The sequence below is a fragment of the Sphingobium xenophagum NBRC 107872 genome (assembly GCF_000367345.1).
Lineage (GTDB): Bacteria > Pseudomonadota > Alphaproteobacteria > Sphingomonadales > Sphingomonadaceae > Sphingobium > Sphingobium xenophagum.
On the sequence record NZ_BARE01000051.1, the window covers coordinates 1 to 26,589 of the forward strand.

The 26,589-nt window shown below is 61.5% G+C and carries 29 protein-coding genes and 2 pseudogenes; 19 read left to right on the forward strand and 12 right to left on the reverse strand.

Annotation, left to right across the window (positions count from 1 at the left end; translation table 11 throughout):
* Positions 1-336: DUF6927 domain-containing protein (locus SX1_RS18340; RefSeq protein ID WP_019054199.1), on the forward strand; the 336-nt coding region annotated here is incomplete at its 5' end.
* A gap of 23 nt (positions 337-359) precedes the next feature.
* Positions 360-593, forward strand: coding sequence for a hypothetical protein (locus tag SX1_RS18345; RefSeq protein ID WP_019054200.1), 234 nt, complete (start codon positions 360-362; stop codon positions 591-593).
* Here the strand turns inward: SX1_RS18345 and SX1_RS18350 are convergent.
* A complete protein-coding gene (locus SX1_RS18350) occupies positions 587-1,075 on the reverse strand; it encodes a hypothetical protein (RefSeq protein ID WP_019054201.1) in 489 nt (162 codons plus the stop codon). The genes SX1_RS18345 and SX1_RS18350 overlap by 7 nt on opposite strands.
* Before the next feature lie 108 nt (positions 1,076-1,183).
* Here SX1_RS18350 and SX1_RS18355 point away from each other — a divergent pair, with 108 nt between their 5' ends.
* Positions 1,184-1,591, forward strand: coding sequence for a DUF3768 domain-containing protein (locus SX1_RS18355; protein WP_019054202.1), 408 nt, complete (start codon positions 1,184-1,186; stop codon positions 1,589-1,591).
* Between the two features lie 218 nt (positions 1,592-1,809).
* Positions 1,810-2,685: pseudogene (gene istA, locus SX1_RS22950) on the forward strand (IS21 family transposase); the annotation flags it as partial.
* Between the two features lie 66 nt (positions 2,686-2,751).
* On the opposite strand, the gene istB reads toward istA (SX1_RS22950), so the two are convergent.
* The 6 genes from istB to SX1_RS22955 form a co-directional block, all read right to left on the reverse strand.
* Positions 2,752-3,531 (reverse strand): IS21-like element helper ATPase IstB, encoded by a 780-nt coding sequence (gene istB / locus SX1_RS18365; RefSeq protein WP_019054204.1) that lies wholly within the window; start codon positions 3,529-3,531, stop codon positions 2,752-2,754.
* On the reverse strand, positions 3,521-5,059 hold the full coding sequence (gene istA, locus SX1_RS18370; protein ID WP_026149917.1) for an IS21 family transposase: 1,539 nt from the start codon (positions 5,057-5,059) through the stop codon (positions 3,521-3,523). The genes istB and istA (SX1_RS18370) overlap by 11 nt, the downstream gene beginning before the upstream one ends.
* Before the next feature lie 107 nt (positions 5,060-5,166).
* Positions 5,167-5,376, reverse strand: coding sequence for a BREX system ATP-binding domain-containing protein (locus tag SX1_RS23900; RefSeq protein WP_306302709.1), 210 nt, complete (start codon positions 5,374-5,376; stop codon positions 5,167-5,169).
* Positions 5,310-8,435 carry a TerB N-terminal domain-containing protein gene (locus SX1_RS18380; protein WP_019054206.1) on the reverse strand — a complete coding sequence of 1,042 codons (3,126 nt, stop codon included), beginning with the start codon at positions 8,433-8,435 and terminating at the stop codon, positions 5,310-5,312. The genes SX1_RS23900 and SX1_RS18380 overlap by 67 nt, the downstream gene beginning before the upstream one ends.
* A 38-nt stretch (positions 8,436-8,473) precedes the next feature.
* Positions 8,474-11,548, reverse strand: a complete 3,075-nt coding sequence (locus SX1_RS18385; protein WP_019054207.1) for an AAA family ATPase — start codon at positions 11,546-11,548, stop codon at positions 8,474-8,476.
* A complete protein-coding gene (locus SX1_RS22955) occupies positions 11,545-12,690 on the reverse strand; it encodes an exonuclease SbcCD subunit D (RefSeq protein ID WP_043146021.1) in 1,146 nt (381 codons plus the stop codon). Before SX1_RS22955 ends, SX1_RS18385 begins: the two co-directional genes overlap by 4 nt.
* Before the next feature lie 75 nt (positions 12,691-12,765).
* Between SX1_RS22955 and SX1_RS22960 the strand changes: the two genes are divergently transcribed.
* Both SX1_RS22960 and SX1_RS24300 read left to right on the forward strand, forming a co-directional pair.
* Positions 12,766-13,539: a BrxR family transcriptional regulator gene (locus tag SX1_RS22960; RefSeq protein ID WP_019054211.1), complete on the forward strand. Its 774-nt coding sequence runs from the start codon at positions 12,766-12,768 to the stop codon at positions 13,537-13,539.
* A 47-nt stretch (positions 13,540-13,586) separates the two neighbouring features.
* On the forward strand, positions 13,587-15,050 hold the full coding sequence (locus tag SX1_RS24300; protein WP_157410277.1) for a DUF6035 family protein: 1,464 nt from the start codon (positions 13,587-13,589) through the stop codon (positions 15,048-15,050).
* Between the two features lie 41 nt (positions 15,051-15,091).
* Here SX1_RS24300 and SX1_RS18420 read toward each other — a convergent pair whose 3' ends face one another.
* A complete protein-coding gene (locus tag SX1_RS18420) occupies positions 15,092-15,763 on the reverse strand; it encodes a hypothetical protein (protein WP_026149918.1) in 672 nt (223 codons plus the stop codon).
* 363 nt (positions 15,764-16,126) lie between these two features.
* Between SX1_RS18420 and SX1_RS18425 the strand changes: the two genes are divergently transcribed.
* Positions 16,127-16,645: a DUF736 domain-containing protein gene (locus SX1_RS18425; protein WP_019054215.1), complete on the forward strand. Its 519-nt coding sequence runs from the start codon at positions 16,127-16,129 to the stop codon at positions 16,643-16,645.
* Positions 16,646-16,880: 235 nt separating this feature from the next.
* Positions 16,881-17,081, forward strand: a complete 201-nt coding sequence (locus SX1_RS22965; RefSeq protein ID WP_019054216.1) for a hypothetical protein — start codon at positions 16,881-16,883, stop codon at positions 17,079-17,081.
* A 12-nt stretch (positions 17,082-17,093) separates the two neighbouring features.
* Here SX1_RS22965 and SX1_RS18435 read toward each other — a convergent pair whose 3' ends face one another.
* The gene (locus SX1_RS18435) at positions 17,094-17,312 is read right to left on the reverse strand and encodes a DUF6771 family protein (protein ID WP_255209797.1); all 219 of its coding nucleotides are present in this window, start codon (positions 17,310-17,312) and stop codon (positions 17,094-17,096) included.
* A 59-nt stretch (positions 17,313-17,371) separates the two neighbouring features.
* On the opposite strand from SX1_RS18435, the pseudogene SX1_RS22970 reads away from it, so the two are divergent.
* The 5 genes and pseudogenes from SX1_RS22970 to SX1_RS18460 all read left to right on the forward strand — a co-directional run bounded on the left by SX1_RS22970 (position 17,372) and on the right by SX1_RS18460 (position 19,986).
* Positions 17,372-17,976, forward strand: a pseudogene (locus SX1_RS22970) (SOS response-associated peptidase).
* 63 nt (positions 17,977-18,039) lie between these two features.
* Complete coding sequence (locus SX1_RS18445; protein ID WP_026149919.1) at positions 18,040-18,480, forward strand: hypothetical protein; 441 nt, start codon at positions 18,040-18,042, stop codon at positions 18,478-18,480.
* An 11-nt stretch (positions 18,481-18,491) separates the two neighbouring features.
* Entirely contained in the window at positions 18,492-18,827 is a 336-nt protein-coding gene (locus SX1_RS18450) for a hypothetical protein (RefSeq protein WP_019054219.1), read from the forward strand.
* A gap of 43 nt (positions 18,828-18,870) precedes the next feature.
* On the forward strand, positions 18,871-19,383 hold the full coding sequence (locus SX1_RS18455) for a hypothetical protein (protein ID WP_019054220.1): 513 nt from the start codon (positions 18,871-18,873) through the stop codon (positions 19,381-19,383).
* A gap of 99 nt (positions 19,384-19,482) precedes the next feature.
* The gene (locus SX1_RS18460) at positions 19,483-19,986 is read left to right on the forward strand and encodes a hypothetical protein (protein WP_026149920.1); all 504 of its coding nucleotides are present in this window, start codon (positions 19,483-19,485) and stop codon (positions 19,984-19,986) included.
* 7 nt (positions 19,987-19,993) lie between these two features.
* Here SX1_RS18460 and SX1_RS18465 read toward each other — a convergent pair whose 3' ends face one another.
* From SX1_RS18465 to SX1_RS24305, 3 genes are all read right to left on the reverse strand, one after another.
* Complete coding sequence (locus tag SX1_RS18465; RefSeq protein ID WP_019054222.1) at positions 19,994-21,220, reverse strand: DUF1173 domain-containing protein; 1,227 nt, start codon at positions 21,218-21,220, stop codon at positions 19,994-19,996.
* Between the two features lie 158 nt (positions 21,221-21,378).
* A complete protein-coding gene (locus SX1_RS18470) occupies positions 21,379-22,179 on the reverse strand; it encodes a hypothetical protein (protein ID WP_043146025.1) in 801 nt (266 codons plus the stop codon).
* A gap of 49 nt (positions 22,180-22,228) precedes the next feature.
* On the reverse strand, positions 22,229-22,411 hold the full coding sequence (locus SX1_RS24305) for a hypothetical protein (RefSeq protein WP_157410282.1): 183 nt from the start codon (positions 22,409-22,411) through the stop codon (positions 22,229-22,231).
* Positions 22,412-22,758: 347 nt separating this feature from the next.
* Here SX1_RS24305 and SX1_RS18480 point away from each other — a divergent pair, with 347 nt between their 5' ends.
* The 6 genes from SX1_RS18480 to SX1_RS18505 all read left to right on the forward strand — a co-directional run bounded on the left by SX1_RS18480 (position 22,759) and on the right by SX1_RS18505 (position 26,577).
* Complete coding sequence (locus SX1_RS18480; RefSeq protein WP_019054225.1) at positions 22,759-23,103, forward strand: thermonuclease family protein; 345 nt, start codon at positions 22,759-22,761, stop codon at positions 23,101-23,103.
* A gap of 463 nt (positions 23,104-23,566) precedes the next feature.
* Positions 23,567-23,902: a single-stranded DNA-binding protein gene (locus SX1_RS18485; RefSeq protein ID WP_019054226.1), complete on the forward strand. Its 336-nt coding sequence runs from the start codon at positions 23,567-23,569 to the stop codon at positions 23,900-23,902.
* A 299-nt stretch (positions 23,903-24,201) separates the two neighbouring features.
* Positions 24,202-24,963, forward strand: coding sequence for a hypothetical protein (locus SX1_RS18490; RefSeq protein WP_255209798.1), 762 nt, complete (start codon positions 24,202-24,204; stop codon positions 24,961-24,963).
* Between the two features lie 117 nt (positions 24,964-25,080).
* Positions 25,081-25,557 (forward strand): Ros/MucR family transcriptional regulator, encoded by a 477-nt coding sequence (locus SX1_RS18495; protein WP_019054228.1) that lies wholly within the window; start codon positions 25,081-25,083, stop codon positions 25,555-25,557.
* An 87-nt stretch (positions 25,558-25,644) separates the two neighbouring features.
* Entirely contained in the window at positions 25,645-26,007 is a 363-nt protein-coding gene (locus SX1_RS18500) for an antitoxin Xre/MbcA/ParS toxin-binding domain-containing protein (RefSeq protein ID WP_019054229.1), read from the forward strand.
* 18 nt (positions 26,008-26,025) lie between these two features.
* Complete coding sequence (locus tag SX1_RS18505; protein ID WP_019054230.1) at positions 26,026-26,577, forward strand: RES family NAD+ phosphorylase; 552 nt, start codon at positions 26,026-26,028, stop codon at positions 26,575-26,577.
* Positions 26,578-26,589: the final 12 nt, after the last annotated feature.

Here is a 26,589-nt window from a genome sequence, read left to right on the forward strand (position 1 = left end):
TGCGAGACGATGGGTCCCTATAGCTACGACTGTCCGGCCTCGATCCTCGATCTGCTGGGACCGCCCGGCAATGACTACGCCGCCCATTGGCGCGAGCAGTGCCGACAGCGCTTGGCGCTGACTACGCGCCGCAAGCCGGCGCCGGGCGACATGCTGGTGCTGGCCGAGCCGCTGACCTTCACCGACGGGCAGAGCGAGCGCAGCTTTCGCGTCGTCCAGGCAGGCCGCAAGACCATCCTGCGCAGGGTTAGCGACGGGGTTGGTGTGAAGATCAGCAAGCTGATGAGCCGGGCGTGGACGATCGTGCCGCCGCCCGCAGCCCCGTCAGCCTCGTGACCCCGCATCGAGCGAGCAGCGCCATGACCGAACCCGCCCCACCTCCGCGCTCGTCAAAACGGGCGCGCCTCTGCAGTATCGAGAACGCCAACCGGATTGCCACCAGGGTTGCCGAGCATGTCCAGGGCGACACCGCCGTGGTCAAGACCGGCAACCCGCTGCAGCCTTTTCGCGTGGTCTTGGCGAGCAAGGCGGCGCCGGGGCACACCGTCTCGAGGGTCGTCACCTGCAACGATGACGACCCGGATGATCAGTAGGGCTCTGGACCGCGCTCGACGAACCACGATTGCCCGAGCTCGAAATCCGGGTTGGCCGATACGAGCGGTCCGTCAGGTGCTTCAGCCACGTAGGGCGAAACGAGGTCCTTGCGGCGAACTCGCACCCGGCTGAGCCAGGCGGCCGTGCGACCGCGAGCCTTGAGGATTGTCAGCAGCCAATCCATCGCTTCGGCCATCTCGACCACCCCGCGCCCGGCGAGGCAATAATAGATCGCCCGCTGGAAATCATCGCACTGCGTGCTGAGGATCCCGGCGAGCTTCGCCCGTCCGCCGGGGGCGTTTTCATGCACCAGCGACACTGCCTCACGCAGTTCCCGGACCGACAGATAGGCGTCGTCTACGCCAACCCCGATGCACAGCGCCGCGATCGCCCGGCGCACCGGCGGCAGGTTCTCGTCGCACGACGCATCGCGCAGGCCAATGTCGAGATCGAAATGGTCGAGGTGGCTGGGAGCGGGCATGGCTTGATCCTTTCCAAAAGAACGTAGCGTGAACGTTCAGGCCCCGTCAACCGGACAGCGGAGGGGAGGGGGCAATCGGCCGGGGATCAATCTTGAAAGGAATAACCCATGACCCAACTTGCCCAATCCGCCCCGGTTGCTGCTGACCACACTGCCGAGATCGCCCGGCTCAACGACGCGGCCCGCGCAGGTTCGCTGCCTTCTTCGCGCACTGTGTTCACGCGGGCGCTGGCCGACATCCTTGCTGGCGACGCCGAGGACGCAGGCACTCGGCAAGTCAGTCTGATGCTCGGCCAGGCCGCGCTGCGCAGGCTGATCAATGAAACCCCTATCGATCCGGGCAACGACCCTCACGGCGAGCGTGACTTCGGTGCGGTCGAGTTCCAGGGGCACAAGATCTTTTGGAAGGTCGACGTCTACGCCAATGACGGGACGTTCTCCTGGGGGTCGGAAACCCCGTGGGACCCGCAGCGGAGTTTCCGCGTTGTCACGATCATGCTGGCAAGCGATTGGTGAGCTTGCGCGGCGACAACTACGATGGCCGGTTGAGCGGCGACTATGATGGCCGGTAGGATCGGTTGTCTGGTCTGATCGTAGGGAGGGGCGCAGCCCCGACCGGAGAGCGGACCAGACAACCGGTGGCGATCTTTTTCCCCTTCTTTCGGGGGGCAGATCGGGGCTGTGGCGGGCGGTGGTATCGGAACACTCATCGAACAACGAGCGATGGGTTTGCGATGCCGGGCCACCACATTTCCGATCAGCAGGTATTTCTCTTCATGACCCATCGTCGCCAACACACCCAGGCCGTCGCGGCTGCCAAGGCCGGTATCAGCGAACGCAGCGCACGCCGGATCGAGAACGATCCGCAGCTTCCGTCCCAGAAGAAGAAGGAGCGCCACTGGCGCACCCGCGCCGATCCGCTCGAGCCATTCTGGCCACGTATAGAGGAGTTGCTCCAGATCGACGGTATCATTGCCGTCACGGTCTTCGAGACGCTCCAGGACGAGTTCGGCGAGGATGCTGTTCCCGATGCGATACGACGAACACTGGAACGCCGGATCGCCCGCTGGCGGGCACTGCACGGCGGCGAGAAGGATATCTTCTTCCCGCAGCATCATGAGCCCGGTCGGCAGGGCCTGTCGGATTTCACGGTATGCGACAGTCTCAAGGTCACTGTTGCCGGCGAGACCCTGGCCTATCGCCTCTACCACTTCCGCTTGGCGGCGAGTGGCTGGGAGCATGCGGCTGTCGTGCTGGGCGGGGAGAGCTTTGCCGCCCTTTCGGAGCACCTGCAGGATGCGTTGTGGAAGCTGGGCGGTGCGCCGGCCGAACACCGCAGCGATTCCCTGTCAGCCGCCTACAAAAACCTCGACGCCGATGCGCAGCGGGATTTCACCCGAAGCTATGACGAGCTGTGTCGTCATTACGGCATGCTTGCTACCCGCAACAACCGCGGCGAGGCGCACGAGAACGGATCGATCGAAGGTCCCCATGCCCATCTCAAGCGACGGCTCGATCAGGCCTTACGCCGGCGGGGCAGCCGCGATTTCGTCAGCATCGAGGCCTGGCGCGAGTTCGTTGAGGCGCAGGTCTGTAGATTTCCGCTGAGAATTGACCCGGTATTTCCATCGAGAATTGACCCGGGTGAAGGTATGTCCCGCAGAGCGGGTTTTGGGTCAAGCTGGTGATTTTTCCTTTCGTGGTTTTGGTGAGGCAGAGCTGGCCCTGAAGCGGAAGCTGTCATTGCCAGTTTCGATTATGTGGCAATGATGGGTTAGCCGGTCCAGCAGGGCGGTGGTCATTTTGGCATCGCCGAATACCTCGGCCCATTCGCTGAAGCTGAGGTTGGTGGTGATCACGACGCTGGTGCGTTCGTACAATTTGCTGAGCAGATGGAACAGCAACGCGCCGCCTGATGGGCTGAACGGCAGATAGCCCAATTCATCGAGAATGATGAGATCGAGCTTGAGCAGACGTTCGGCAATCTGCCCCGCCTTGTTGGCCGCTTTTTCCTGTTCGAGCGCGTTGACCAGATCGACCGTGGCGAAGAAGCGGACCTTTTTGCGGTGATGCTCGACGGCTTGAACCCCCAGAGCAGTGGCGATGTGCGACTTGCCGGTGCCGGGCCCGCCAATCAGGACGACGTTGTCAGCGCCGTCGATAAACTCGCCGCCATGCAGTTGCCGAACCAGAGCTTCGTTGGCCTCGCTGGATGCGAAGTCGAACCCGGCCAGGTCCTTGTAAGCAGGGAACCGGGCGGCCTTGATCTGATAGGCGATCGAGCGAACCTCGCGTTCAGCCATCTCTGCTTTGAGCAACTGCGAGAGCATCGGCACTGCAGCGCCGAAGGCTGGAGCGCCTTGCTCGATAAGGTCCCCCACTGCTTGTGCCATGCCATACAACTTCAGCGCCTTGAGCATGACAACAACGGCGGCACTGGCGGGGTCATGACGCATGACGCAGCCCTCCCTCACGCAGGGCATCATAACGTCCGACATTGGCCAACGGCTCTTGCGCAAGGCGCAACGCCTGTGGTGCGTCAATCGGCGCTGCCGGTGGAGCCTTACCGTCGATCAGGCGATGCAGGATGTTGAGGACGTGGGTCTTGGTGGCGACGCCTGCTTCCAGAGCCAGTTCGACAGCGCAAAGCACTGCCTGCTCGTCATGCTGCAGCACCAATGCCAATATCTCCGCCATCTCCTTGTCTCCACCAGGACGGCGCAGGAGCTGGCTTTGCAGCTGCTTGAAGGCCTCTGGGAGCTGCAAGAAAGGCGCGCCATTACGCAGTGCCCCCGGCTTGCGCTGGACTACTGCCAGATAGTGCCGCCAGTCATAGATTGTCCGCCCTCTGGTGTGGTGAGATCGGTCGATAATCCGAGCATGTTCGCACAGGATCTGACCTTCGGCCGCCACCACGATCCGCTCGGGATAGATCCTGACGCTAACCGGGCGGTTGGCAAAGGATGCTGGGACGCTATACCGATTGCGTTCAAAGCTGATCAGGCAGATCGGTGACACCCGCTTGGTGTGTTCGACAAAGCCGTCGAAGGTCCGCCCCAGTGGCATCAGAGCGCCAACCTCAGCGGCATGTACATCGGCTACGGTGCCGGGCAAGTTACCGTGCTGGATCTCGCCCCATTGTGCGATGCATTGCTCTTCGAGCCAGGCATTGAGCGCATGGATATCCGGGAAGGCGGGCAACTGCTGCCACAGCCGCCGCCGTGCATCCTGGACATTTTTCTCGACCTGCCCTTTCTCCCACCCCGAGGCCGGATTGCAGAACGCAGGCTCGAACAAATAGTGGCTAGCCATAGCCGTAAAGCGCGCGTTGACCTGTCGGGCCTTGCCCCCAGAGTGTCTTGGGCCGATCTTGTCGACCGCAGTCCGCATGTTATCGAAGATCCCGCGCTGCGGCACACCGCCCAGCACGCGGAATGCCTGCGTCAGCGCATCAAACAGCATCTCATGCGTCTGAAGCGGATAGGCCCGCACGATGAACGCCTTGCTATGCGATAGCTTGGTGTGGGCAGCCTGTAGCTTGACGCGCTCACCGCCAAGAATGGCCCAATCTTCGCTCCAGTCGAATTGGAACGCTTCACCGGGCTGAAAAACCAAAGGCACGTATGTTCCGCGCCCGCTGGCCTGCTGTGCCAAGAGACGGCCAGCCTTCCAATCACGCACATAGGCAGCGACCCGATTGTAGGATCCCTCATAGCCCAATGCGACTAAATCGGCGTGCATCTGCTTCGCCGTGCGCTTCTGCTTGCGCGATTTGCCAGCCTCGATTTGCAACCAACCCGTCAGCTTCTCAGCAAACGGGTCTAGCTTGCTCGACCGGTCAGGTACCTTGAACTGCGGCACCACAGTATCTGCGCGCAGATACTTGCGGATCGTGTTGCGCGACAAACCGGTGCGCCGCTCAATCTCACGAAGCGGGATCTTATCACGAAGGCGCCACCGGCGAATTACACTCAGTAAATCCATGTCGATCACTCCCGATACCCCAGACTGGTCAGCCAGGGGCGGGTTCAAACATGGGTCAATTCTCAATGGAAATTTATGCCCCTACCGGGTCAATTCTCAGCGGAAATCTACACTATGTCCTTGATCAGAGCTCCGACCTCAAGCATCCGCCCGACCTGAATGTGCTGCAAGCCCACTCGCGGGACAACGCCAGCAGCGAGTGCTTGGACTATTGTGTCGCGGTCGCGAGGCCGAATTGGTGTTCGCTCGGTCATGCGGCAGCCATGCTCCTGATTTTCTCGATAAGGTGGGGTTGAATCGAAACGATATCTTCGCATTCGATCGCGATGTCGTCGAGGGCATCAAAAGCCCAATCGTTTATGGTTTCAATGGCTCCGTCGGGAAGCAGCCGTTGTGTACGACAAAGGGTTTCAAAAGTTTCGGCTTCAACCGGCTGTTCCGCGAGCTGCAGAAGCACGTGCGAATGTGCGGCATCAAGGCCAGGCAGGCTCCGTTCATCTGGCTGCGTTTGGGTCGCAGGTTGTGTCGAGGCCACTTCCTCTTCACGGAAAATGTTCGACAGCATGCTCGCAACAGCGGTTGTCTCCTGCCGAAGCCGTTCCAATCTCTCGCCATCAACAGCGTGTGTGGGTTTGTTGGTGCCTGCGCGTTGCGATCGAGGGCTGTCTACTCCCGCGTGCAGCCTCGCATAAACCTCGTCCTGTGACTTCCCAAGCGACTTGTAGAGCCCTTCCAGAAAGCGGACTTCGGAAGGCAACACGCGTTGATCAGCAAGGATTGCGCGAACGGCAGTGGTCAGCACCCGGTCTTTCTCAGCCTCAGGCAGCGCAAGCAGCCGAGTGGTCGCAGCGCGCATTTTTGAAGGATTCGATGCCAACGCCTGTGCGTGAGCGCGCAATCTATAATGGTCGCTCGAATCCAGCCCTGCAATTTGTGCGACGTCTTCGAGGATCACGCTCATTTCCGCGTCGACGACCTGATCGTCTGCCTTGGCAGCCAGGACCGCAATTTCGACCATCGTGCGGGCCGAACGGTACTCATCACGGTCTTGATGCGCCTTCATCGGCTTAGCCATTTCGAACACGCACAACATTGTGTCGTCGCTTAGAGTGGGGGCTGGGCCAAATCGCTTGTCTGGTTCGAAGCCGATATGCATTGCATCGAGGATTTCTGGCAGGCGTTTGGACAAGAACGCCCTTCGATCTGCGGCCAGCGGCCCTGGTTTCCCTGCCAGCACTTCCAATACTTCACCAAGAGGCTTCTGCGCCAGACCGTCTTTGCTCGTTCCGTCAAATAGGCGGGTTCGCGCCGCCTTGAGGATTGTCTCGGCGCTATCATCCAGCGCCTCAGCTGGACAAAGTGCAGCAGCGAGCAAGGTCGTGCGCTCTTCAGGATTTCGGCCCAGGAACCGGCTGAGCGGGTCGAGTGCCTCAGTACATTCCGTCAACAATGCTTCCAGCTTGGTCACAGGCCCTGCGATAGCTCCAATATCAGGCAAGTCCTCTACATCGGCTTGAGCGTTGAACTCGCTGCTTGCTGCTCGATAATTGAATTGCAGACGCGTTTTACCCCCGCGGACCTTGATGCCGTCGGGGAAGCGTTCGGTGAAGCGATAGCGCCACAACGCGCAGAACTGATCAAAGCAGCGACTAACGGCGGTTCGCGGATATAGCTGCGGATGCGTTAAAGCCCAGCACAAGGCGTCATCCGAGTCTATTGCTACCCCGTCACGGACTTTGCGCCCAAGCCGCACCCGGATGCCAATGGGGATTTCCCAACCTCGCCGCATGTCGAGCGAGATTGCATTGTCCGTGGGTGCAATGTCGAAGACCAGTTCGCCAGCCTCAATCAGCGCGCCGCAATAATTGCGGAATGAGTGGTTGTCGCCATAGAGATCAAGCAGTCGTCGCGCTTCCGCAAGGATCGCGCGTGCATCCTTCTCGCTCTTCTCCGCTATCAAGCGCCGCTCGAGCCCATAGAAATAGACGAAGACGTACCCGATGGGTGCGTTTGGCGCGCACCGCCCGGAAGCCAGCCATTCTAGATATGCTCGACGTGCTGAGGGCGTTAATTCGCTATAGTTCGGCCAGTAACCCAGAGTGGTCCCCAGCGAGTCTGCATCGGACGCGACCGCCAGCGTCGGGTCCACAAGTGCTCGATGGATCAACCGTCGATCGGCTTTCCCGTAGTAAAGGAACTCAGCTTGAAATTCGATCCCGGCCACCTCCACCGTGGTTGGCTCGGAGATCCAATGCGCAGCTGGTGCAGCAGCGAATGGCTTGGCGAGCTTCGCGATGAAGCTTTGAGAAGTTTCCCTTCTCGGGGCTGGAAATGACTGGGGTTTTGCCGTCGAGACTGGCCGATGGCCGTAACCAGCGGCCGCCCGTCGCGCCTCGTCTAGCTTGGCATGGGCATAACCACGAACATAAAACTGACCATCCCTACCGAGCTTGATGCCAGGTTCGATTTCTGCCCAGCTCTCTTTGGGCCCGCTGTAGGCTACGGGCTGGGGAGGACTGTCGGAAAAGCCGTCGGTTGCCTCGTTTGAGCCAATGACCGGTGCAGGTGCGGCCGTTCCTCGGCGCCGTTGAGCATAATTCTCAGCCTGTGCCCTTGTGGTGAACGTATAGCCACCGGACATGAAGCGACCATCCGAGGTCGGAGTGACCTCGTATTTGTCGGTTCCAGGACTCATCGATGGGAGTCTCACTTCTGAGGTTCGCTGCGCGGTGGCTTGCTCCAACGGACCTTCGCTATCCGCGCTACCTTGCTCTTTGTCGACTTTTTGAATTGAACGTCGATTCTCGCTGAGGCTGTATTGGTAGGCTTCCCTGTAACTGGCGAAGGCCAGTCCGGCGCACTCGAAGCTCCCATCCTCCAAGCGCAAGACACCCTGCTTATCGCGGATCGGCTGTCCGTAGGAAGTTTGAAGGTCATCTTCGGAGGATAGATCGACCGGACCGAATTCCGCATGTGCCACCTCTGGAGCGTCGCCATATCGGTTCCTCCCTTGCTCACCCCGCAGCGCCATGATTCCAAGAGAAATGGCCAGTAAGGCCATGCCTGCCAGCGGTTCGATGAAAAGCGCTGCATAACCAGCGATGTTGATCGAAACGAGCCAACCACTTCGACCTTGGTCATGAAGGCGGCGCACCTGCAGTGCGAACCATGGCACTGCCGTAACTGCCCACCAGAAAACGTATACCAGCGCCCAAGTCGGAGTGGCTTTGGCGGCTGATTGCGCGCTGATACCGGTAAGCAGGACCGTGGCGACAAATACAGCAACTGAAAGTGCAAAGAACCACCAAAACTCGCGCGCGCTCGCACGACCGGAAAAGTCCGAGTACTTTCGAAAAGGTGTTAACGCGTTGTGCATGCAGCTGAAATTCACCTATGCTGCGGCAATGTCAAACATCACTGCATTCTTGGCTCAATGACACTTCCATTCACGCCTTTTCGAACACTGAAGCCATTGGGAACAGCCTGCTGAACCAGCGGCACATGTGAAATCAATCCGACGGATCGGCGTTCGCCAACGATGTCTTGCAGGACCTGCAGAACCTGATCCAGCGTGCCAGCGTCGTTCTCGGTATCCAAACTGCCGAAGCCTTCATCGATGAAGATTGTGTCGAGCCTTATGGCTCCGTGAGTCATTTCAACAACATCAGAAAGGCCAAGCGCCAGAGAGAGTGCTGCGATGAACGTTTCGCCCCCCGACAGTGTTATGATCTCACGTGCCCGGCCCGTCTGGATATCATGAACGCGCACATCGAGGCCGCGCTTCGATCGCCCGCCGACACTCACAGTGTCCCGCTCGAACCGATATCGACCACCGGTCATCGGATCGAGTCTCAGATTTGCAGCTTCCAGGACTTGGTCGAACATGGCGCCGATGGCAAACGTCTCAAGGGTGGTCCGCAACTCATTTTGTCCATCGAAGGCTTCAGCCAGACCGCGCAATGAACCGGACGCTTGCTCGAGGCTCTGCAGATTTTCCAATTCGTCGGCCAAACTTGTCTGCAGATCCAAAAGCGAGCGATGCTTCTGCTGCGCTTCGGCGCTATGCCTTGAGGCCTCGTCAGCCGCAGCCTGGGCCTGATTGCAGCTGAGCCGGAACGGTTCCATGATGGGACGCTGAGCACTGCCGACATTATTCCTAGCAGCTATTTGCCGCCCACGCGCTGCGGCCAATTCTCTGTCGAATTCAGCAATCGACCCTTCCAGCTCCCCGATTAGCTCGATGTCGGGAATGGCTGACCGATAGGCTGCTTCGGAAAGTTCGAACTCGATCAGTCGCGCGTCAAATGTAGCCCGTTTGCTTTCAACTTCACCCGCACATTTGTTGAGCAAAGTCGAAGCGTTCTGGTGGGCGGCCTCGGCCTTGATCAGAGTGGCTTGGGAACTCTGCTCGTGCTCCAAGGCGTCAGAGATCGCTTTTTTGCGCCGCTCGAGATCGGCTTTTGCGGCGTCAATTTGGGCCTGCAGCACAGTAGTGTCGCGCAGCGCGTCCGGAACGGAAGCGATGCGATCAGTATACCCTTGCTTGGTCAAGGCTTCGGCAGTGGTTGCATCGCCCAAGGTGGAATTGGCTTGCTGAAGCTTGGCTGCAGTCGTCAGTTTGCGGTCACGCAATTCATCGACCTCCTTTGCAAGGAGGATCAAATCGACGATGCCACCGAGCTTATCGATTGCGTCGATGGCATGCTGATACTCGGTGTCGATATCCCTTATGGCGCGCTGCGGCACTTCAAGACCAGATAACGTCGCTTGGTGCGCATCCAGCGTCGCCTTTGCCGAGCTGGTCAGCGCTTGAGCCTCGCGATCAATTTTCGCAGCAGCGATAGAAGCGGACTGTGCTCCTCGCCATGCTTTCTCCAGAAGGCCCGCATCACCTGTCCCGTGCGCAGGTAGAGGATGATCGCAGCCGCCGCAGACCGGGCAAGGCACACCGTCTTCAAGCCGCTCAGCGAGAACGCTCGCCTGGGCGGAAATGTAGTCGCTTTCGCGTGCGGCTTCCTCTTCACCGGCGTCATGATGGCGGGTTTGCGCGTCCAATGCCGCAGCTGCTGCAGTGTCGTATTCAGCCTGCGCTTCCTCCAGTGCCTGGGTGGCACTAAGATGAGCATGCGCGCCATCAAGTTCACTCTTCAGCTTTTCGCGCCGCCCGATCAAACCCTGCCGCTCAAGAGCATCGCGTTGCGCAGCAGCTAAGGCGGCGGACTTTTTCTCGAAGGCCTGCTCGGCCTGTTGTTGGTCCGAAGCGGCCCGGTTATGCTCCTGCTTAGCACTGCCCAAAGCGCCCAGGGCCTTTTCATGTTCTGCAAGGCGCTCGGCTGAATCGACCAGCACTTGTTTGTGGCGGCCCAGTTCGTCGACCTTTCGCCCCAAGGTCTCGATTTCATCTTCATGGGCCCGCAGGTCGGTCAGCAAAGCACTCGCAGCTGACGCGGCGTCGCGGGCGCGAACTTCTGCATCGCTGGCGCTGACCTGGGCCGTTACGGCCAATTCATGGCGCCTAAAAGCATCCGTGAGACTACTGTCGAGATCTGCCATGCGCCGTGCCAGCTCCGCACGGGACTTACGCGCGCGGACGGCATCGAATTCAGGAAGCTTGCCTTCCAGCAGTTCCAGCGCAGCGTCAGCGGCTTCCACTTCAACAAACAGTTTTTCCTGGGAAACCGCCGCCGCAAAGGCATTATTCGCCGAAGTGAGCACTGCCGATGTTTCGGCGACGGCCAACCGGCTAAATTCATAACGCTCGAGCGCGGACGTAATACCGGCGCTAAGTTCATCCGAGCTGGCAAAGCCTTCTGCCGCGAGACGCTGCCCGTTCAAGCGATAGCCGTCTTCGATCTCGCGCCGGACATCGGCAGCGTCCGCTTTGAGTTTTTCGGTGAGCTTCCGGTAAAGCGATACGTCGAATAGTTCGCGCAGGATCTCGAGCCGATCCTTACTGTTGGAAACGAGGAACCTTTCGAAGCGGCCTTGCGGCAGCAGCACGATCTGACGAAACTGCTGAGCGCCGTACCCAAGCAGCTCCTCAACGAGCCGCCCGACATCGCCGACCTTGCGCTCGGCGAGCGGGACGCCGCTGCAGTCGGGGCCGACATCATCGATCGCGACCGATGACACGTCGAAGAGCCAGGCTGCATGCGGCTGCATGGTATGCCCCTCTCCCCTCGCCTTCGGGCGGGGCTGGTCAGGGATCCGCCGGACGTAATAGCGCTTGGGTCCGAGCTCGAATTGCAGGCTTACTTCGGTCAACAGCGCCTCGTCGGCAAAATCCGACCGCATTGTGCCGATGCCCTGCTCTTCTTTCGCACCTTCTCCGAACAGGGCAAAGGCGATCGCGCTGAAGATCGACGACTTGCCTGATCCGGTTGGCCCATAAATCCCGAACAGCCCCGCGTCAGTAGCCTCCCGGAAATCGATGCTCTCGACAGCGCCGTAAGGTCCAAAGGCACTCAAGGTGAGCTTGATCGGCCTCATTGACCTACCTCCGTCGTCGCGAACGCACTGAGCGCGGAGGCGACGATGCCCGCCTCTGCTTGCGACAGCGGGTCGCCCCGCACAATATCCAGGAATGTCGAAGCGAGTGCGTGCGGATCGTCTATCGCCGCTCGTTGCTCCTCCAGGCGCTGCGCAACGGGTCGCTCATTCCTCTCGTAAGCGAGCTGGACCGCATTAGGGTAGAGCGCCCGGATCCGTTTCATCGGGTCAATTTGAGGGGTTTCATCCGTCAGAACCACACGGACGAGGTCGTTGGACACCTCGGTAGCGGCCAGTAGTTCCAGAAGCCTGCCACGGATGGTTCGCACATGTCGCAGCGGCTTGATGGGGAATTCAGTCACCTCGACGGTACCATCATGTGCAAGGTCGATCAGGCTGACGGACTTCTGCTGGCCTTCTTCATCGAAGCCGAAGGCCAGCGGCGCACCGGAATAGCGAACATGATCAAGTCCGACCGATTGCGGGCGGTGCAGATGCCCCAGTGCAACATAATGTGCCCCGTCGAATGCGCCCGCCGATACAGTTTCAATCCCGCCAACCATCCGCATGAGCGGGCGCTCGCTTTCGCTCGTAGCGGCACCATCAACAAATGCATGGGCAACGACCACCCAGCGCATTCCGTCAGCAACGTGTTTGCGCGCGCTGGCGAGCTGGGCGCGAATGACATCGGCCGGACAAGCAATTTCCTCGTCTTCGAAACACAGCCGCGCCGCATATTCGTAGGCGAAAGGTAGAGCGGAAATCGCCACCGGACCATGAGCGTCGGATAGGACCAACGGCCTTTCATCCTCGTCTAATGGCCCCCGCACGATTGCTTCGCCGTCAGTCGCAAGCACACCCAGTGCACCGATCTGCGCCGCTGAGTCGTGGTTGCCCGCAATCAACACGATGGCGGTGGATGATGTTGCCCTTACCGTTCTCAGAAATTCCGAGAGCCTCGTCAGCGCGCTCTGAGGCGGGTTGGCCCTATCGAAGATGTCGCCTGCGACAATAAGAACGTCTGGCTGATGATCGTCGATTATCGACAGGATCTGGACGAGTGCGTGATCATGGTCGTCCTCCAGCGCCGCCCCGTGGAATTGGCGACCCAGATGCCAGTCACTTGTGTGCAAAATGCGCATTCGCAGAACCTCGAATCTCAATACGTATAAAATTTATATAGACAGCCGAGATCGAGTCAAGTAGCGTTTGCCCCAATGATCGATCCCACCCTCAAGCCTGCGATGTTCGCCCGTCTGGTCTATCTCGACCAATGCCTAACATGGCGCGGGCAGGTGAACCGCAAAGACCTGATCGACCGATTTGGGATATCCTCGCCGCAGGCGGCGATCGACTTCAGGGAATATCTAGAACGCGTAGCCGAACCGAAACCCAAGTATGACACGGTTCGCAAATGCTACCTTGCTGACAACAAGCACCGTGGGTTGCCGTTCACGCATGAAGCCGACTCACCCAATGAGCTCGTTAGAAGCTCTGCATCTGACGAATTCTCTTTGCTGCCATCGCCCGTGCGGCAGTGCCCGCCATTTGTGATGCGCCATCTCTATCAGGCGATCGAGCAGCGGCTAAAGATCGAGATCGACTATGTCTCGATGTCGAGTGGGCTTCGTCAGAACCAATGGATCGCACCTGCGCACTTCGCGTCGGATGGGGAGCGGCTGCACGTCCGGGCATGGAGTTTCCACCACCAGGAGTGGCGCGACTATCTTCCCGTCCGGGTGTCTCCCGACAGCAGCTTTTCAGTAGCACAGGTCGACCAGGAGCTTCCGCGAGACGCGGACTGGGAAGAGCTGGTTTATATCCGTCTCAGACCAAGGGTCGACCTGACGGACGAGCAAAAGGCCGCAGTTCGCCTTGAGTATGGCTTCACTGAAGACGTTCTGAGCTTTCAGATTCGTCGATCCCTCGAGTTTTACGTCGAACGGCGTTGGGGGCTCAATCGACCAGGGGCGAGATTGGAACGGTGTTAGTGCTTTGGCTGGTGTGACAGCCATCAGCCAGATTTTTGGAGGTGAACATGGTAGGAAACACAACCATCGATCCGCGGGCATGGGCCGAAGCGGTCTCAAAACCCGAAATTGACGAGGTGCTCAGCCTCAAATCCGGTTTCGGGCTTGATGTTCGTCGCCTGATCCGGGCATTCCGGTACGAGCGGGCAATCCTGCTGCGCCAGAAACTCAAATCGCTCGTAAAAACGGGCGACGCACGACTGGTCTGCGCGACTTGTGGCGTCCCTGTTTATCTGGCCTGCAGTACCAGCAAGCGCTTCTTCTTTCGGCATCGGCACGAAGATGGCTCCTGCCCTGCGGTCACGCGCACCGGTATTACCGAGGCCGATATCAGAGCTATGAAATATCGTGGCACTCAGGAGAGCGAAGCGCACAAACGGATCAAAGAGCTTGTCTTGAGAAGCCTTTCCGCCGATCCAAGGTTCACGGAATTGCTTTCCGAGAAGACTTGGCGATCGAGCGAAGGCTTGCCCGGTTTGAGGCGCCCAGACGTCTCTGCCCGCCTCGAAAATCTGCGCTTGGCCTTCGAAGTTCAATTGAGCACCACCTTCCTGGATGTGGTGCTCAGCCGAAGGGAGTTCTATCGCTCGGAACGCGCAGCGTTGGTCTGGGTATTGCCGAACTTTCACCCCAATTATCGCCGCATGACCGATGACGACATTCTGTTCGGCAACAATTCCAACATTTTTGTGGTCGATGAGAGCACAGCGGCAGCGTCCGAGGCGGCAGGCGCATTCATGATCAAATGTTGGCATCGCAAACCGGTCATTGATGGCGATCAGATTGTCGACGAATGGGTTGAACGTCTTGTTTGCTGGGACGAGGTCGAGGTCGATGTAGATTTGCAAACTGTCCAAGCGTTCGACTATTCGTCCGAGGCTGCCAAGCTCCTTGAGCAGATCAAATCTGCCAAGCTCGCCAGAGTTGCCGCTCAGAAAGAAGCCGCTGAACGAGCGAAGATCGCGCTGGAAAATGAGCTCCGTGAGCTAGTGTTCGCTTTCGTACTCAATGACGAAGACGATGACGAATACTTGGGCCGCCATAAGCGATGGCTCGCCATAAATGACCGTCTTCTGACCCATGGCTGCGGCCTGGAGGGCAAATATCCCGACCTTATGAAGGCCACTCGCCTCGTCCATCTGGTCGCAAGTGCAAAGTCGGGAAAGCCGGTCGGATTCAAATATAAGAATCTCGTCGAAATCGGACATCACCTGTTCCATCAGCATTCGGACCTGCTGCTGGCTTACGGTTTCATGCTGCGCGCCTATGGAACCAAAAGCATCCTTGATCGTGAAGATCGGACCGGTCGTTGGGCAGCAAAGGTCCGGGAAGAACGGTCCAACTTCCTTAGCGATGCCAAATACAAGATGGCTGAGGATGAAGAGCGGCTGCTTGCGTTCTTGTCGCAAGGAGCGTCGAGAAAGTCGGCCAATGACAATCGCGATCAAGATGGCGATCGAGCCGCAGCTTAGTCACGCATTTGGGCAAGGCCACGCTCATCGGTCAGCCCTGATCAGACCCCATCAAGCTGGACGCCAGATTGCTCCAGCCAGAACAGGTTCTCCGCCCGCCGCGTAATTTCTGAAAGCGTGTGGGGGTCGCAATCCTGAAAGAGTGTTTCGGCCAGCGCCATGCGCTTGTCGAACGAGACGCGTCCATGGTTGAAGGATGGGTGCTTCACCAGAACCAACGCCTTGCTTTCGATCGCCTTCGCTTTTTCGGAATGTTTCGCGACCTGCCCAGCACTGACGCCTTCTCGGGACTCTTCAAGAATAGCCTCGACGGCGTCACCGAATTCGTCGTGCCAAGTCGCGGTAGAGACCGCTGTATGAAGCACGCCATCAATCATGAAACTCGCGATTGTCGCACCAATTTTCCCGTCATGGGGAGCAAACCTGCGCTGGGTTGCCTTCAAAAGGTCAGGCGAACGTTCGACGCCCATGTCGTCCATCTCATCCCGTGCAGCTTCGATCTCACCGGCTAGGTCGAAAGCCTGCTCAACAAGATAGATTATCCGCGGCGCATGGGCACTGATCACTCTGACCGCGTCATCGGAACTCAAAATTACAACTGGTGTGGATCCGTCGTCGCGTGTCTGAACTGTCGCCTCGACGAGAACGGATTTCGAGTTTGATGCCGCATCTTTGATCGCAGATCCCAGATTCGCAGCTTCGTTTACTGCCATATTCATTTCCAATCCGCGTGTTTGGTTACTCTGCGACCGCCCAATCCTGCGAAGCCCCGTTGCTGTCGTCAACCTCATCATGCCTATAGTTGGACTTGAACTACCAAAGCAATTGCGCTGGCTGGGCTGAAAGAAGTCCGGTTTGCGCATAGCCATCCCAAATAGGCAGAGTGGCGGGATAGACCGCATGCATTGGCATCCAAGTTCCGCTTCGCATTCCGCAAACACTGCGCAGCATGGGACAAGTCTCCCCCTGCGGGCAAAGCCCGCAGCATCGGCCTGACGGCCGGGAGGGAAGGGGGGTGGGAAGAGAGTGATCGAACAAGGGGTTCGGTCGCAATCGATCCACCTAGGAGAACGTCCATGAACATCGGTGAAATCCGCAAGAACGCCAACGGCCAGCTGATCGGCTCTGTCGAAACGCTCACCATCACGCGCACCATCGGCCTGCGGCCGGTGACCTCCAGCAACCCGCGCGCACCCAAGTACGAGATCGTCGCGCTCAACGACCAGCGCCGCTGGGTGATCGTCGGCGCCCTCTTCGAGCTCTCCTCGAACTCGACCGGCGAAAGCTTCTACCAGGGCAAGATCGACGATCCGTCGATGGCGCAGCCGCTCTACATCGCCGCTTTCCCGCGCGAGGATGGCACCATGGCGATCGCATGGCAGCGACCGCGCCGCCGGAGCACCCAGCTCGGTTCGGCCGAATACGGCGAGAGCGACATGTTCCCGGCCGACGACGCCGGCGGCGACCGCAGCGCCGAAGAGGCTGGTGATGGTCTGGGTGACAGCACCGCGACCCCGCCTGCCAAGCGTGGCCGCGCCAACGCCAAGGACGGCGCCGAACACGATGGCGCGCTGCCGCCGCTCGTCGACGCCTGATCGGCAATCCCAACTCCAACCGGCGGGGACCCCAAGCGGGTCCCCGTCGCCCACGCAAAGGCCGCGGATGAGCCCCCCGCGCGGCCTGAGGCGGAACGCCGGCACTGCCCCCCGCCCGGCGTTCCGCCTCCTTATTTGCATGGGGAAATCCGGAGACCAGACATGCTGACGATGAGCGAACGCTTCGCCTTCGAAACCCGGCGTCATCACGCCTTTGCGAGCACCGGCAATGCCTATGACGCCGTTTGCCGTGACGCAGGCGCATGGCAACCTTCATGCGCTGTCCGCACCGCGCGGCGCCGAGACGCTGGCGGATCTCGCCCGCTCATTGCACGTCAGTCCGGACGACTTCGAACACGCCGCCGAGGTCGCCAGACGTTTCGGGTTTCCGCTCGATCCCCAGATCGAAGCGCTGTTGCCTCAGCCGGCCGCCTGAGCTTGCGCGCGGTCAGAGCGGCAGCGAGGATTGCTCGGGCGAGGGGACGGGTGCCGGTGCGTCCACCGCATCGGCGATCACGCGCGCCAGTTCGAGCGCGGCATCCTCGCGCAGACAAGAGCTTGGGGCAGTGATGCCAACCCGCGCCCAGCCCGGGGCGTCGAGGATCGCGTGCGCGACCGCAGACGTATCGATTCGTTCCATGACGACTATGGAACATAGAGAGAACATATTTGCAAGGGTGCGCCTGCCAGATTGACACGGGCACTCGTCCAACCGAGCATCGGGTCATGTGCAACTTGTACCGCATGACCAAGGGACCTGCTGAAATCGCCCGACTGTTCGGCGCGCGGGCAGGGGAGGGCGCGAACTTCGCTGCCGAAGTCTATCCCGGCTATCCGGGGCTGGTCGTCGCCGAGAACGAAGTGCGGGTAGCCCCAAGGGCTTCCCGCTTGTACTCAAGGGCAAGAGCGGTCAGCCACTGAAGCCCAAGCCGGTCAACAACGCGCGCGAGGACAAGCTCGGCACCGCCTTCTGGCGGGCAAGCTTCGAGCGCCGCCGCTGCCTGATCCCGGTCACCGCCTGGGCCGAGGCCGAAGGCGCCAAAGGTGCGATGACCCGCACCTGGTATTCATTGGCGGGCGAAGAGCTGTTCGCTGTCGCCGGGGTCTGGCGTCCGACCGAGGAATGGGGCCAGGCCTATTCGATGGTGATGGTCGATGGCTGCCCGCAGATGGCCGACGTACACGACCGCATGCCCGTCGTGCTTGCCCGTGAGAACTGGGACCAATGGATGTCGGGTACGCCTGCTGATGCCTTCGCGCTGTGCCGGACATGCTCAAGTGAACTTGAGGTCGACCGCACCTCCGAGCGCTGGGCCGCCCGCCGCAACTGACATCGAGGGGAGGGGGACTTGAGCGGGGGTCGGATCAACGACACCTGCGAAAGGACCTGGCCCATGGGCGACCGCGCTTCCGTTCACATTACCATCGGCGGCACCTTGCCGCGCGAACACCTTGCCACTTTCGCCGCGCACGTGGCCGACTATGATCTTCGCACCGACTGGGATAGCGAGCCGTTCGATACCGCCGCGCTCGTCGTAGGCGAGCCACTCGAACTCTACGGCACCGAGCTCAATGGCGGCCAGATCCCCGAGATCGATGCCTTCTGCTGCGAGCACGGCCTGCCGTTCCGCCGCTGGTCTGGCGGCTGCCTCGGCGCATTCCTGCCCGAGATCGTTCTGTTCGAAGGCAGCGGGGCCATGCGCGACTACACGGCCAGCGAGGACGAATATCTCCTGTTCCCGCCATCGTGGATCAAGGGCTTCACTCGCCTGCGCGATCTGAAGCGCGAGCTGGCCCGCGCCGAACTGACCATCCCGCCGTTCGTCCTGCTGTGAGGAACCCAGCCATGACCCACAGCCGTGACGCGACAGGCGACGATCCGCGCGCCGCACTGCTCGCCCGCTTCCCGCTATCGCGGGTGAGCGAAACCTTCCACGACGACATGCTTGGTGTCCTGCCGCCAGTCCATATCCAGGGCATGCCCGGGTTTCTGGTCAGCGAAGCCGTGACCGAGGATGTCCATGCCCAATTCGTCGAGCGCGGCGGCCGTTTCTACGGGGCCTATGTGGCACTGCGCGATCCCGCGACCTGGATCACCCACGCGGCGATTCTCTCGTTCGAGGCCGTGCATTCCGACCCGCGGGTGCTGGACTGGTATCCGGACGACGCCGACGGCCATTGAGGGGAGGGGGCTTGGAGCCGGTGTTCCACTGGGGAGACCAGCCATGCTTCGCTACTATTCCGGGATCGGCGCGCGCGCCACGCCGCCCGAAGTGCTCATCCTGATGACCCGCGCCGCCTTTGCGCTCACCAAGCGCGGCTATGTCCTGCGCTCGGGCCACGCGATCGGTGCCGACAGTGCGTTCGAACGCGGGGCTGGCCGCGATGCGCAAATCTTCCTGCCTGCGGCGGGCTGGCGCGGATCGGTAAGCTCTCTTCATCCCGAGGCGCTCGGCGCTGATCTCTGGGGCAGGGCGCGCGATATTGCTGCTGCACATCATCCCTCCTTCGGCGGGCTCTCGGCCTTCGTCCAGGCGCTTCACACGCGCAACGTCTTCCAGGTGCTCGGGCCGTCGCTCGATAGCCCTTCGGAATTCGTGTTGTGCTGGACCGCCGACGGCGAAGCCTCGGGCGGCACCGGCCAGGCGCTGCGCATCGCTGCGACATATGGCGTCCCCGTCTTCAATCTCCAGCGGAGCCGCGCGCGCGCCCACGTCGAGCGCCACCTCGTCCTCTGATCCTTCAAACCTGCGCATTTGCGTCGTTCTTACTTGTGGCCCGGCGTCGTGACGCATGGGGGCAGCGGCGCTGCGCGATGCCAAGCGAAAGCCTCGACCATGTCATCTCGTACGCTCTCCCTCGAAATTGCCTGTACCCCGGACGAGGCTGCACGCTTCGCCGCCGTCGAACTTTTCCTCGCCGACCTTGCGGCGGACCCTGATGCGCTCCCGCCTGGCGAACTCGATGCGGTGTTCGGCGCCAACGCGAAGCCGACCATCCTCGGCCTCGTTGGCCATCCCGAGCCGCTCGGGATCACCTGCCGCTATGATCGCGACCTGGGCGTGCTCACGCTTCTGGGCGTAGACGGCCGCCCCAATCTCGCGGCGCTCCCGGTGATGCTGCTTTGGCTTTACCCCGAAAAGCTGCCGATCGCCTACGCGGTCCACGTGACCGAGCGGCCTGATCTCGCGGTCTGGACCATCGTTTCGCTCCAGCGGATCGAGATTACCCAGAATCCCGACCAGGTGCCTGCGCGCCTCGAAGCGTTGCGCGCGGCACTGCCCACGCCGCGCCGGCTCGATCTCCTGCCCACCCGGCCGCTGCCCGGCCCGGAAGACTGAGCCGGTTTCAGGCGGCGGCCTGCGCTTCCCAGCGTTGTGGCCGCGTGACGCGGGCCGGCAGCGGCTCGCCTTCCTTCCAGAACTGGTGCGCGACGCCTTGGCCAGCAAGCAGCGCTTCAAGCGGTTCGGCCACCTCATTGTCGCGGTCGTGGATATGGACCGCGCAGGCATCCTCGCCGGTGTCTTTCAGCACCAGGCTCGCGATTGGGGTGTCGGCGTCGAGATTGACGCGCAGGCCCTTCACGAACCGGCGTTTCTCGGCGACCGCCTTGGCAATGAGGTAGCGCTCGTCGCTGGTCTCGTAGGGCAGCCATTCGGCGGTGACCGGCATCAATGCGACCTCGATCAGATCGAAGGTGCCTTCGCGCCGCCGCGCGAACGAGCCCGCGATCACGAGGTGATCCTGCTCGCCCTTGCCGCCGTGCTGCGCCTGCCACAGCGCGAGTTCGCCCGCGAAGCGCTTATGGAACCGGCGGGCCATGTCCGGATCCATCACAAAGGGCATGTCGCCGACATGGCGCAGGACGATCCGCTCCGCGCCGTGGGCGGCCACGATCTCCTTGATCTCGCCGACCACCACCATCATCTCGTCGCGCGAGCGATAGACCCGCTCGAGCGCGGCGCGGCGGCGGGCGCGGATATCCTCCTTTTCCTCCAGCTTGAAGCTCTCGGGCACGAACAACACGTGGGGCAGGGCTTCCTGCTTGGCCCTGCACGAGGCCGCCGCCTCGAGCAGCGCGCGGCGCACCACGAACCAGCTGCGCTTGCCTGCCATCTTGGGATGCCAGTGCGTGAGTTCGGCCCGGTCCCACAGCACGTGGAGCAGCCCGCGCATCGACAGCTTCTGCCCCGACGACTTCACCGTCGGCTTGTCGTTGGTCAGCGCTGCCGGCGCGAGCCGGGCTGACCCACGCGAGAGCGGGAAGCCGAGCTTGAGCGCGGTTTCACCGCTCGTCTCATCGTCGAGGATCGCGCTGCCGCGCACCTGGCCCATGCCGGTCAGGTAGTCAGGCGCCTCGTAGTGATCGCAGGCGGTCGCATGGCGCGCGCCGGAGCCCGGCCAGCGCGCCAGCACATAGCGGTCATTGCGGTGCGAAATGTAGAGCGGCAAGTCGGTCCCCTTGCGGCATTCGCACAGGACCTGGGCCTTTTGCGCATAGGCTTTGGCAAGCAGCTGCTGAAGTTCATCGCCTTCGGCCACGCTGCGGCCGAGCACACGGTATCGCTGGATCATTGGGTATCTCCAATTTCTCGCGATCGACGCTGCCCGTTCGACCTCTCGCGCATCTCCTTCAGGTTTTGCGGGCCCCGCATGGGCTCGCTGGGGTTAGTCTATGCGCCGCAAAACGGCCTAGCAAGTATCGATGGATCGCAGGCCGGCAACCGCATTCTTCACTCGAAAAGCCGAGCGGCCAACACCTGCATCAGGTACTTCACGGAATCGAAGATCCGGATCGCTTCCTCTTCATTGTATCGCACCCGCCCATGCATGGCGTGATTGCGCCACGCATTCTTGACAGCGCGCAGCTGCAAGACTGCCTCCGAGGCCCACTGTTCCCCCTCGGCACCCCCATTCGACTTGCGGACTTCCCGCAGCTTTCCCTCGATCTGGTTGAGTGCGCTGTTCCAGTTCTGATCCGGCACAACCTCCAAGGAGCCCGCCAACGCTGCCAACGCCGGCTCGAGCGCGCGCATCAGATGCATGACACATGCTGTCCAAAGCCCGGCTGCCCGGCATTTGCCTGCATCGCTGATTTCCACAGCAGCCGATGGGAAGGCATCGTCGACCTCTTCGCCGAACAGCGGCGTGAGGGGGTCGAAACAGGCAGAATGTCCCGCGTTCAACGCGATCAACGCAATCGAGCCCGATTCCGCGATGAAGGTGGTTGTCACCTGCTCACCGTACGAGACCAGACGCTGCAGTTCATGCGCCGACAATGGCCGGTTCACCGCCAACTGCTCGAAAGCATCTTCCCAGCCCATCCCGATTACGCCGATCGACGTATGCATTGACAGGTTGGTCGCTGCGTCTTTCAGGAACTCGATGCTCTTCAGGAACCCGACCCGCGTGTCCATGGGGACCATCGGGGGCGTGATATGACCTTCCAGTTGCTGGAGTAGCCGCCATTCGGAAATGGCTCCGCCAATGAAACTCATCGGTTTAAGTAATGTGTTGGTGTCCAGCTTCTTCATGTGAGTTCATATCGTTCCATTTTGCGGGCCTTCGCGGCGGATTTATCCTCTAGTCCTTGTGGCGAAGCCCGAGGTCTTCCGCCACCCCATCGGCAAGTCCCAGGCAAAGCGCCGCTTCCTCGCGGCTGAGCACGATTGTCTCTGCTTGCTGATCGGCGAGCTTGGCGCGCAGCACCTGGGACAACGCCCGTGCAACCTGCAATGCGCTCGGCATGTCTGGTCGTTCTGTCATCGCGTCTTCTCCTTGTTCCAGAGCACGGGCGTTCCCGTCAGCAGATTTGCATGCGCAGCGACCCCTGGTTGGTTCTGCCTGCGGCAGCGGGGCAGGGCATGGGCAAGTGACTGGAACTGTAACGGTTTGGGCAAGGGTTGATAAGGCGGTGATCTCGCAAGCATGAGTAGGGTGGCACCCCTGCGCCCGCGCCCCGCGCGGGCTGGGGGCAACCCGCTCTACTCGCTAGGGCGCGCGTCGGCGCTGTCGCACCGCCGCCCACCCAAGCTCGCCGGCATGGATGCCGGCCCTTCGGGTGACGATCGGGGCCATTGGCGCGAAGGATAAGGGGCGATAAGATTGCGGGCATGCCCGTCTTGCTTGCCGCCGCCGTCCTGTGTCTTTCTCCAACCGTCCACGACGGCGACACCATCCGCTGCGGCCGCGAAAAGGTGCGCATCGCCAACATCGATGCCCCCGAATTGCCCGACAGCCCCAAGTGCCATGACCGCCGTGCGTCCTACGCATGGTGCGATTACCGTGCGGGCGAGGCCTCGCGGGCGGCGCTGGTTCGGCTGCTGTCGCGGGGCCGCGTGATGATCGAGCGACTCGGCACCGACCCCTATGGGCGGACGCTGGCCACCGTCTCGGTGGGCGGCGTTGATGCCGGTGACTACCTCATCTCGCAGGGTCTCGCCAAACCCTGGCGCTGAGAGTCCACTGCGGTGGACGCTGCACGGACCTCGGGCGCACTGACTTTCGCAGGTCCGGTGCCAAGGCCTGCGGCGGCATTGGTGGATGGGGCCAGGGTCGGCGCACCGCATTCTGACGTTCCCGCCGGGCGGGGCGGGCGGTGCCGTTGAGGGCGGGGCGCGCGCATGCGCTGCGAAGCAGATCCGGGGCGGGGCTGACAAGCGACCAAGGCTGACGGGTCCTGGGTCTTGCTCAATTCCGGCATGAATTGACGAAACCGCCCTTCGTTAGCCGATGAACCCTGCAGCGCCAGTCCCTGGCCGCAACCCAAAAGCAGCGGACCGTGAAGCCCTGCGGGCTTGCCGCACCACTCCTCGCTTTTGGGTTTCCCTCATATGCACTCGGTGCGGGCCCGGGCCTTTGGCCCTGCCTGTGGTGTTCATCGGCGGGCGGTTCCGCCGAATTCAAGACCGGAGAACACCCATGAAGAACCTCGTCATCCTGATCGGCCGCATCGCGTCCGCCCCCGAAACCCGCCACGCTGGCGAGACCGCAATCACCTCTTTCACCCTCGTCACCGACCGCCCCAAGCTGGTCGACGGCAAGACGGTCAAGAACGAGGCGGGCTACACCGAGACAATCCCCGAGTTCCACCGCATCACCGCCTTCAACGGCCTTGGCACGTCGGTCGCCAAGCACAAGAAGAAGGGCGAGCTGGTCGAGGTCCAGGGCCGCCTCCACTATTCGAAGTGGACCGACCGGGAAGGCGTCGAGCGCTACGCGGTCGAGATCGTCTCCGAGGAAGTCCTCTTCCTCTGATCCGAGGCCGGGAGGCGGCAGCGCCGCCTCCCAACTGGGCCATGGCCGATCTCTCAATTGCTCATGTAGTCGGTGCAGCGAGCGGAACACCGGTTGCCAAAAACGCAACGCGTCGCGTCTCTTTCGCACTTGCAGCATGAGGGTTCTGGACCCATATGAGCAGTGCCTTTCAGGCATCCTCTCCCAAAACTTTCCAAGGGGCCGGCTCACGCTGGCCCTATTTTTTTTGCCAATCGGGTACAGGCTTGGCGCTCACTCGGGCATGGCATCTGTGACACTTTGCCCTCGGGCGGAGTGTCATGTTGCACCGCGCGCGTGACATGTCCGGAGGGCGGGTCATCCCTTATGTCATCACGATGGCTAAAGCGGTCGCGGGGGAGGCGCAGTACACTTGGTCGCGCAAATCACGTGTGGGCTCCGGGCGAAGTGTCACGGGCGACAAACGACATGGCGGAGAACAAAGGGGATTCACAGGATTCACCTTTTGTGCTCAATACTACTCGATGGAACGAGCCCACGACATCACCGGTATCGGCGGGATCTATGCGGTCCTGGTCGAAGTCTCGAACCGGCCGCGCTACGCCTTCCTCGTCCTCCAGCTGGTCGCCGAAGCGGCCGACGGGCGAGGGCAGGCCGGTCCCTTTATCGCGCAAGGGGGTGTGCCCGTCCTCCTGCGCGAATGGCTCTGCTCCCAGCTCTTGCCTATCAGCGAACAGCCCGCACGTCGCGCCGCGCTGCGCGCGCGCGTGGCCGCAGCGCTGAAGGAAGAACTCACTGGTGACGCGATACGCGATACGAAGCGCATCGACGCGGCGGTCGAGGAGCAGGTCCAGGCGGTCGGCCGCGCCAATGTCAGCCGCGCGATTTCCGATCTGGTCCGCGCCGGGCTGATGACCCGGCACTATGCGGGCTACGCCACCAACCACAAGAACCGCGGCGGCGGACGCCATGCGGTCTATGTGGTCAAGCCGGGCGTGCTTGCGCTGCTGCGCAAACCCGCGGCGCAGCGGCGACCGGGCTCGCTTGCTGCCAATCCCCAGGGCGAACTCTTCGCAGCCTAGGCCGTTCGTCGAACTGCAAGCGACGCTTTGCGCGCGCTGCGGCGACGCTCCTCTGGCGTGGTGACGACCGATCGCCTAGGAATCCTCGGATCGTGGATTGGAAAGAGTCTCGCCCGCATGGAAAACGAAGCAATGCTGGATCATGTCGCCGACATTGTCTCTGCTCACGTCAGCAACAATGCGGTCGCAGTCGCAGACCTACCGGGCCTGATCCAGGCGGTCTACGCTTCGCTTACCGCGCTTGGACAGGCGTCGGAACCGGTCGTGGCAGAGCTGAAGCCGGCCGTCTCGGTGCGTTCGTCGGTCAAGCCCGACGCTGTCGCCTGCCTCGAGTGCGGCGAGAAGATGAAGATGCTCAAGCGCCATCTCGGCACCGAGCACGGCCTGACGCCCGCCGAGTACCGGACGCGCTGGAGCCTGCCCGGCGACTACCCGATGGTGGCACCCGACTATGCCGCCAAGCGCAAGGCGCTTGCGATCAGGATCGGCCTTGGCCGCAAGCCCGGCCAGAGCCCGAAAGCCGAAGCTACGGCTGTGCCCAAGGCCGATCCTACCCCGGCGAAACGTAAAAAGCTGGGCGTCGCCTTTGGTTGAGCCCAAGGCGCGGCCTTTGGGCCGACCTTGACATTTCATGCCCAATGCCGCATATATTGCCTCGGTATTCGGCAAATGGTGAGGCACATGGCAAGCGCGGCATTCCTGAACGAAGTCACCGGGGAGAAGGGCGTTTCGCCTGATCGGCTGTCAGCGGCCTTGCACATCACCAAGTCCGAACTGGCACTAGCGGCCGGACTGTCGCGCGATGCGGTCTCCAAGGCGGCCCGTACGGGCAGCGTGGTCACCCAGGCGCGGCTGCGCGAGGTGAGTGAAATCATCAACCGGGTCATTCCCTGGGCGGGCAGCGAATTGGCCGCTTATGCCTGGTACCGCTCGCAGCCGCTGCCATCATTTGGCGACGCGACGGCCGAAGAGCTCGTGCGCCAGGGCCTGGGCGAAAAGGTCCGCGCCTATCTCGGCCGGATTGCTGCCGGCGGATTTGCCTGATCTTCAGGCAGACTGGGCATGACGCTGACCTTCAGCCGGTTCGACGGGCTCGTCTACCGCGCGCATCATCCGGCCTGGGCTTATGATCCTGAATCCGGCGAAGGCGCGAAGCTCCACGGTGGGCGTTTCAACCGGATCGGCACGGCCTGTTTCTACGCAGCGCTGAGCCTCGAGACCGCCTGGTTGGAAGCCCAGCAGGGCTTCGCCTTCAAGGCCCAGCCGCTGACCATCTGTACCTACCGCGCCGAGCTTGCCGATATCCTCGACCTGACCGATCCCGCGGTGTGCGAGCGCGCCGGGGTTAGCCTGCCTGAGCTGGGCTGCGCGTGGGAGCGCCTTGCCGGCGACCGCAAGGCCGTTCCGACCTGGGAGCTTGCCGACCGGCTGATCGGCGGTGGTTGCTCTGGCATCATCGTCCCGAGCTTTGCCTCGCGCGCGACATCCGATGACCGCAACCTCGTCCTTTGGTCGTGGAGCCGCGAAGCGCCGCATCGGCTCGCGGTGATTGATGACGAACGGCGCTTGCCGCGCGATCAATCATCATGGCAGGATGGCCCGAAATCCGCCTAAGCTATTGATTCT

Excerpts from the sequence above, each read along its gene's own strand:
- SX1_RS18505 (WP_019054230.1), top strand. The coding sequence starts at position 26,026 with ATGACGCTGACCTTCAGCCGGTTCGACGGGCTCGTCTACCGCGCGCAT.
- SX1_RS18435 (WP_255209797.1), bottom strand. The coding sequence starts at position 17,312 with ATGTTCTCTCTATGTTCCATAGTCGTCATGGAACGAATCGATACGTCT.
- SX1_RS18500 (WP_019054229.1), top strand. The coding sequence starts at position 25,645 with ATGGCAAGCGCGGCATTCCTGAACGAAGTCACCGGGGAGAAGGGCGTT.
- SX1_RS24305 (WP_157410282.1), bottom strand. The coding sequence starts at position 22,411 with ATGACAGAACGACCAGACATGCCGAGCGCATTGCAGGTTGCACGGGCG.
- SX1_RS18385 (WP_019054207.1), bottom strand. The coding sequence starts at position 11,548 with ATGAGGCCGATCAAGCTCACCTTGAGTGCCTTTGGACCTTACGGCGCT.
- SX1_RS22960 (WP_019054211.1), top strand. The coding sequence starts at position 12,766 with ATGATCGATCCCACCCTCAAGCCTGCGATGTTCGCCCGTCTGGTCTAT.
- SX1_RS18490 (WP_255209798.1), top strand. The coding sequence starts at position 24,202 with ATGTTGCACCGCGCGCGTGACATGTCCGGAGGGCGGGTCATCCCTTAT.
- SX1_RS18420 (WP_026149918.1), bottom strand. The coding sequence starts at position 15,763 with ATGGCAGTAAACGAAGCTGCGAATCTGGGATCTGCGATCAAAGATGCG.
- SX1_RS18480 (WP_019054225.1), top strand. The coding sequence starts at position 22,759 with ATGCCCGTCTTGCTTGCCGCCGCCGTCCTGTGTCTTTCTCCAACCGTC.
- SX1_RS22955 (WP_043146021.1), bottom strand. The coding sequence starts at position 12,690 with ATGCGCATTTTGCACACAAGTGACTGGCATCTGGGTCGCCAATTCCAC.
- SX1_RS18455 (WP_019054220.1), top strand. The coding sequence starts at position 18,871 with ATGCTTCGCTACTATTCCGGGATCGGCGCGCGCGCCACGCCGCCCGAA.
- SX1_RS18465 (WP_019054222.1), bottom strand. The coding sequence starts at position 21,220 with ATGATCCAGCGATACCGTGTGCTCGGCCGCAGCGTGGCCGAAGGCGAT.
- SX1_RS18355 (WP_019054202.1), top strand. The coding sequence starts at position 1,184 with ATGACCCAACTTGCCCAATCCGCCCCGGTTGCTGCTGACCACACTGCC.
- SX1_RS18445 (WP_026149919.1), top strand. The coding sequence starts at position 18,040 with ATGGGCGACCGCGCTTCCGTTCACATTACCATCGGCGGCACCTTGCCG.
- SX1_RS18350 (WP_019054201.1), bottom strand. The coding sequence starts at position 1,075 with ATGCCCGCTCCCAGCCACCTCGACCATTTCGATCTCGACATTGGCCTG.
- SX1_RS18485 (WP_019054226.1), top strand. The coding sequence starts at position 23,567 with ATGAAGAACCTCGTCATCCTGATCGGCCGCATCGCGTCCGCCCCCGAA.
- SX1_RS18495 (WP_019054228.1), top strand. The coding sequence starts at position 25,081 with ATGGAAAACGAAGCAATGCTGGATCATGTCGCCGACATTGTCTCTGCT.
- SX1_RS18345 (WP_019054200.1), top strand. The coding sequence starts at position 360 with ATGACCGAACCCGCCCCACCTCCGCGCTCGTCAAAACGGGCGCGCCTC.
- SX1_RS24300 (WP_157410277.1), top strand. The coding sequence starts at position 13,587 with ATGGTAGGAAACACAACCATCGATCCGCGGGCATGGGCCGAAGCGGTC.
- SX1_RS22965 (WP_019054216.1), top strand. The coding sequence starts at position 16,881 with ATGACGCCGTTTGCCGTGACGCAGGCGCATGGCAACCTTCATGCGCTG.
- SX1_RS18450 (WP_019054219.1), top strand. The coding sequence starts at position 18,492 with ATGACCCACAGCCGTGACGCGACAGGCGACGATCCGCGCGCCGCACTG.
- SX1_RS18380 (WP_019054206.1), bottom strand. The coding sequence starts at position 8,435 with ATGCACAACGCGTTAACACCTTTTCGAAAGTACTCGGACTTTTCCGGT.
- SX1_RS18470 (WP_043146025.1), bottom strand. The coding sequence starts at position 22,179 with ATGAAGAAGCTGGACACCAACACATTACTTAAACCGATGAGTTTCATT.
- SX1_RS23900 (WP_306302709.1), bottom strand. The coding sequence starts at position 5,376 with ATGCGAAGATATCGTTTCGATTCAACCCCACCTTATCGAGAAAATCAG.
- istB (WP_019054204.1), bottom strand. The coding sequence starts at position 3,531 with ATGCGTCATGACCCCGCCAGTGCCGCCGTTGTTGTCATGCTCAAGGCG.
- SX1_RS18425 (WP_019054215.1), top strand. The coding sequence starts at position 16,127 with ATGAACATCGGTGAAATCCGCAAGAACGCCAACGGCCAGCTGATCGGC.
- SX1_RS18460 (WP_026149920.1), top strand. The coding sequence starts at position 19,483 with ATGTCATCTCGTACGCTCTCCCTCGAAATTGCCTGTACCCCGGACGAG.
- istA (WP_026149917.1), bottom strand. The coding sequence starts at position 5,059 with ATGGATTTACTGAGTGTAATTCGCCGGTGGCGCCTTCGTGATAAGATC.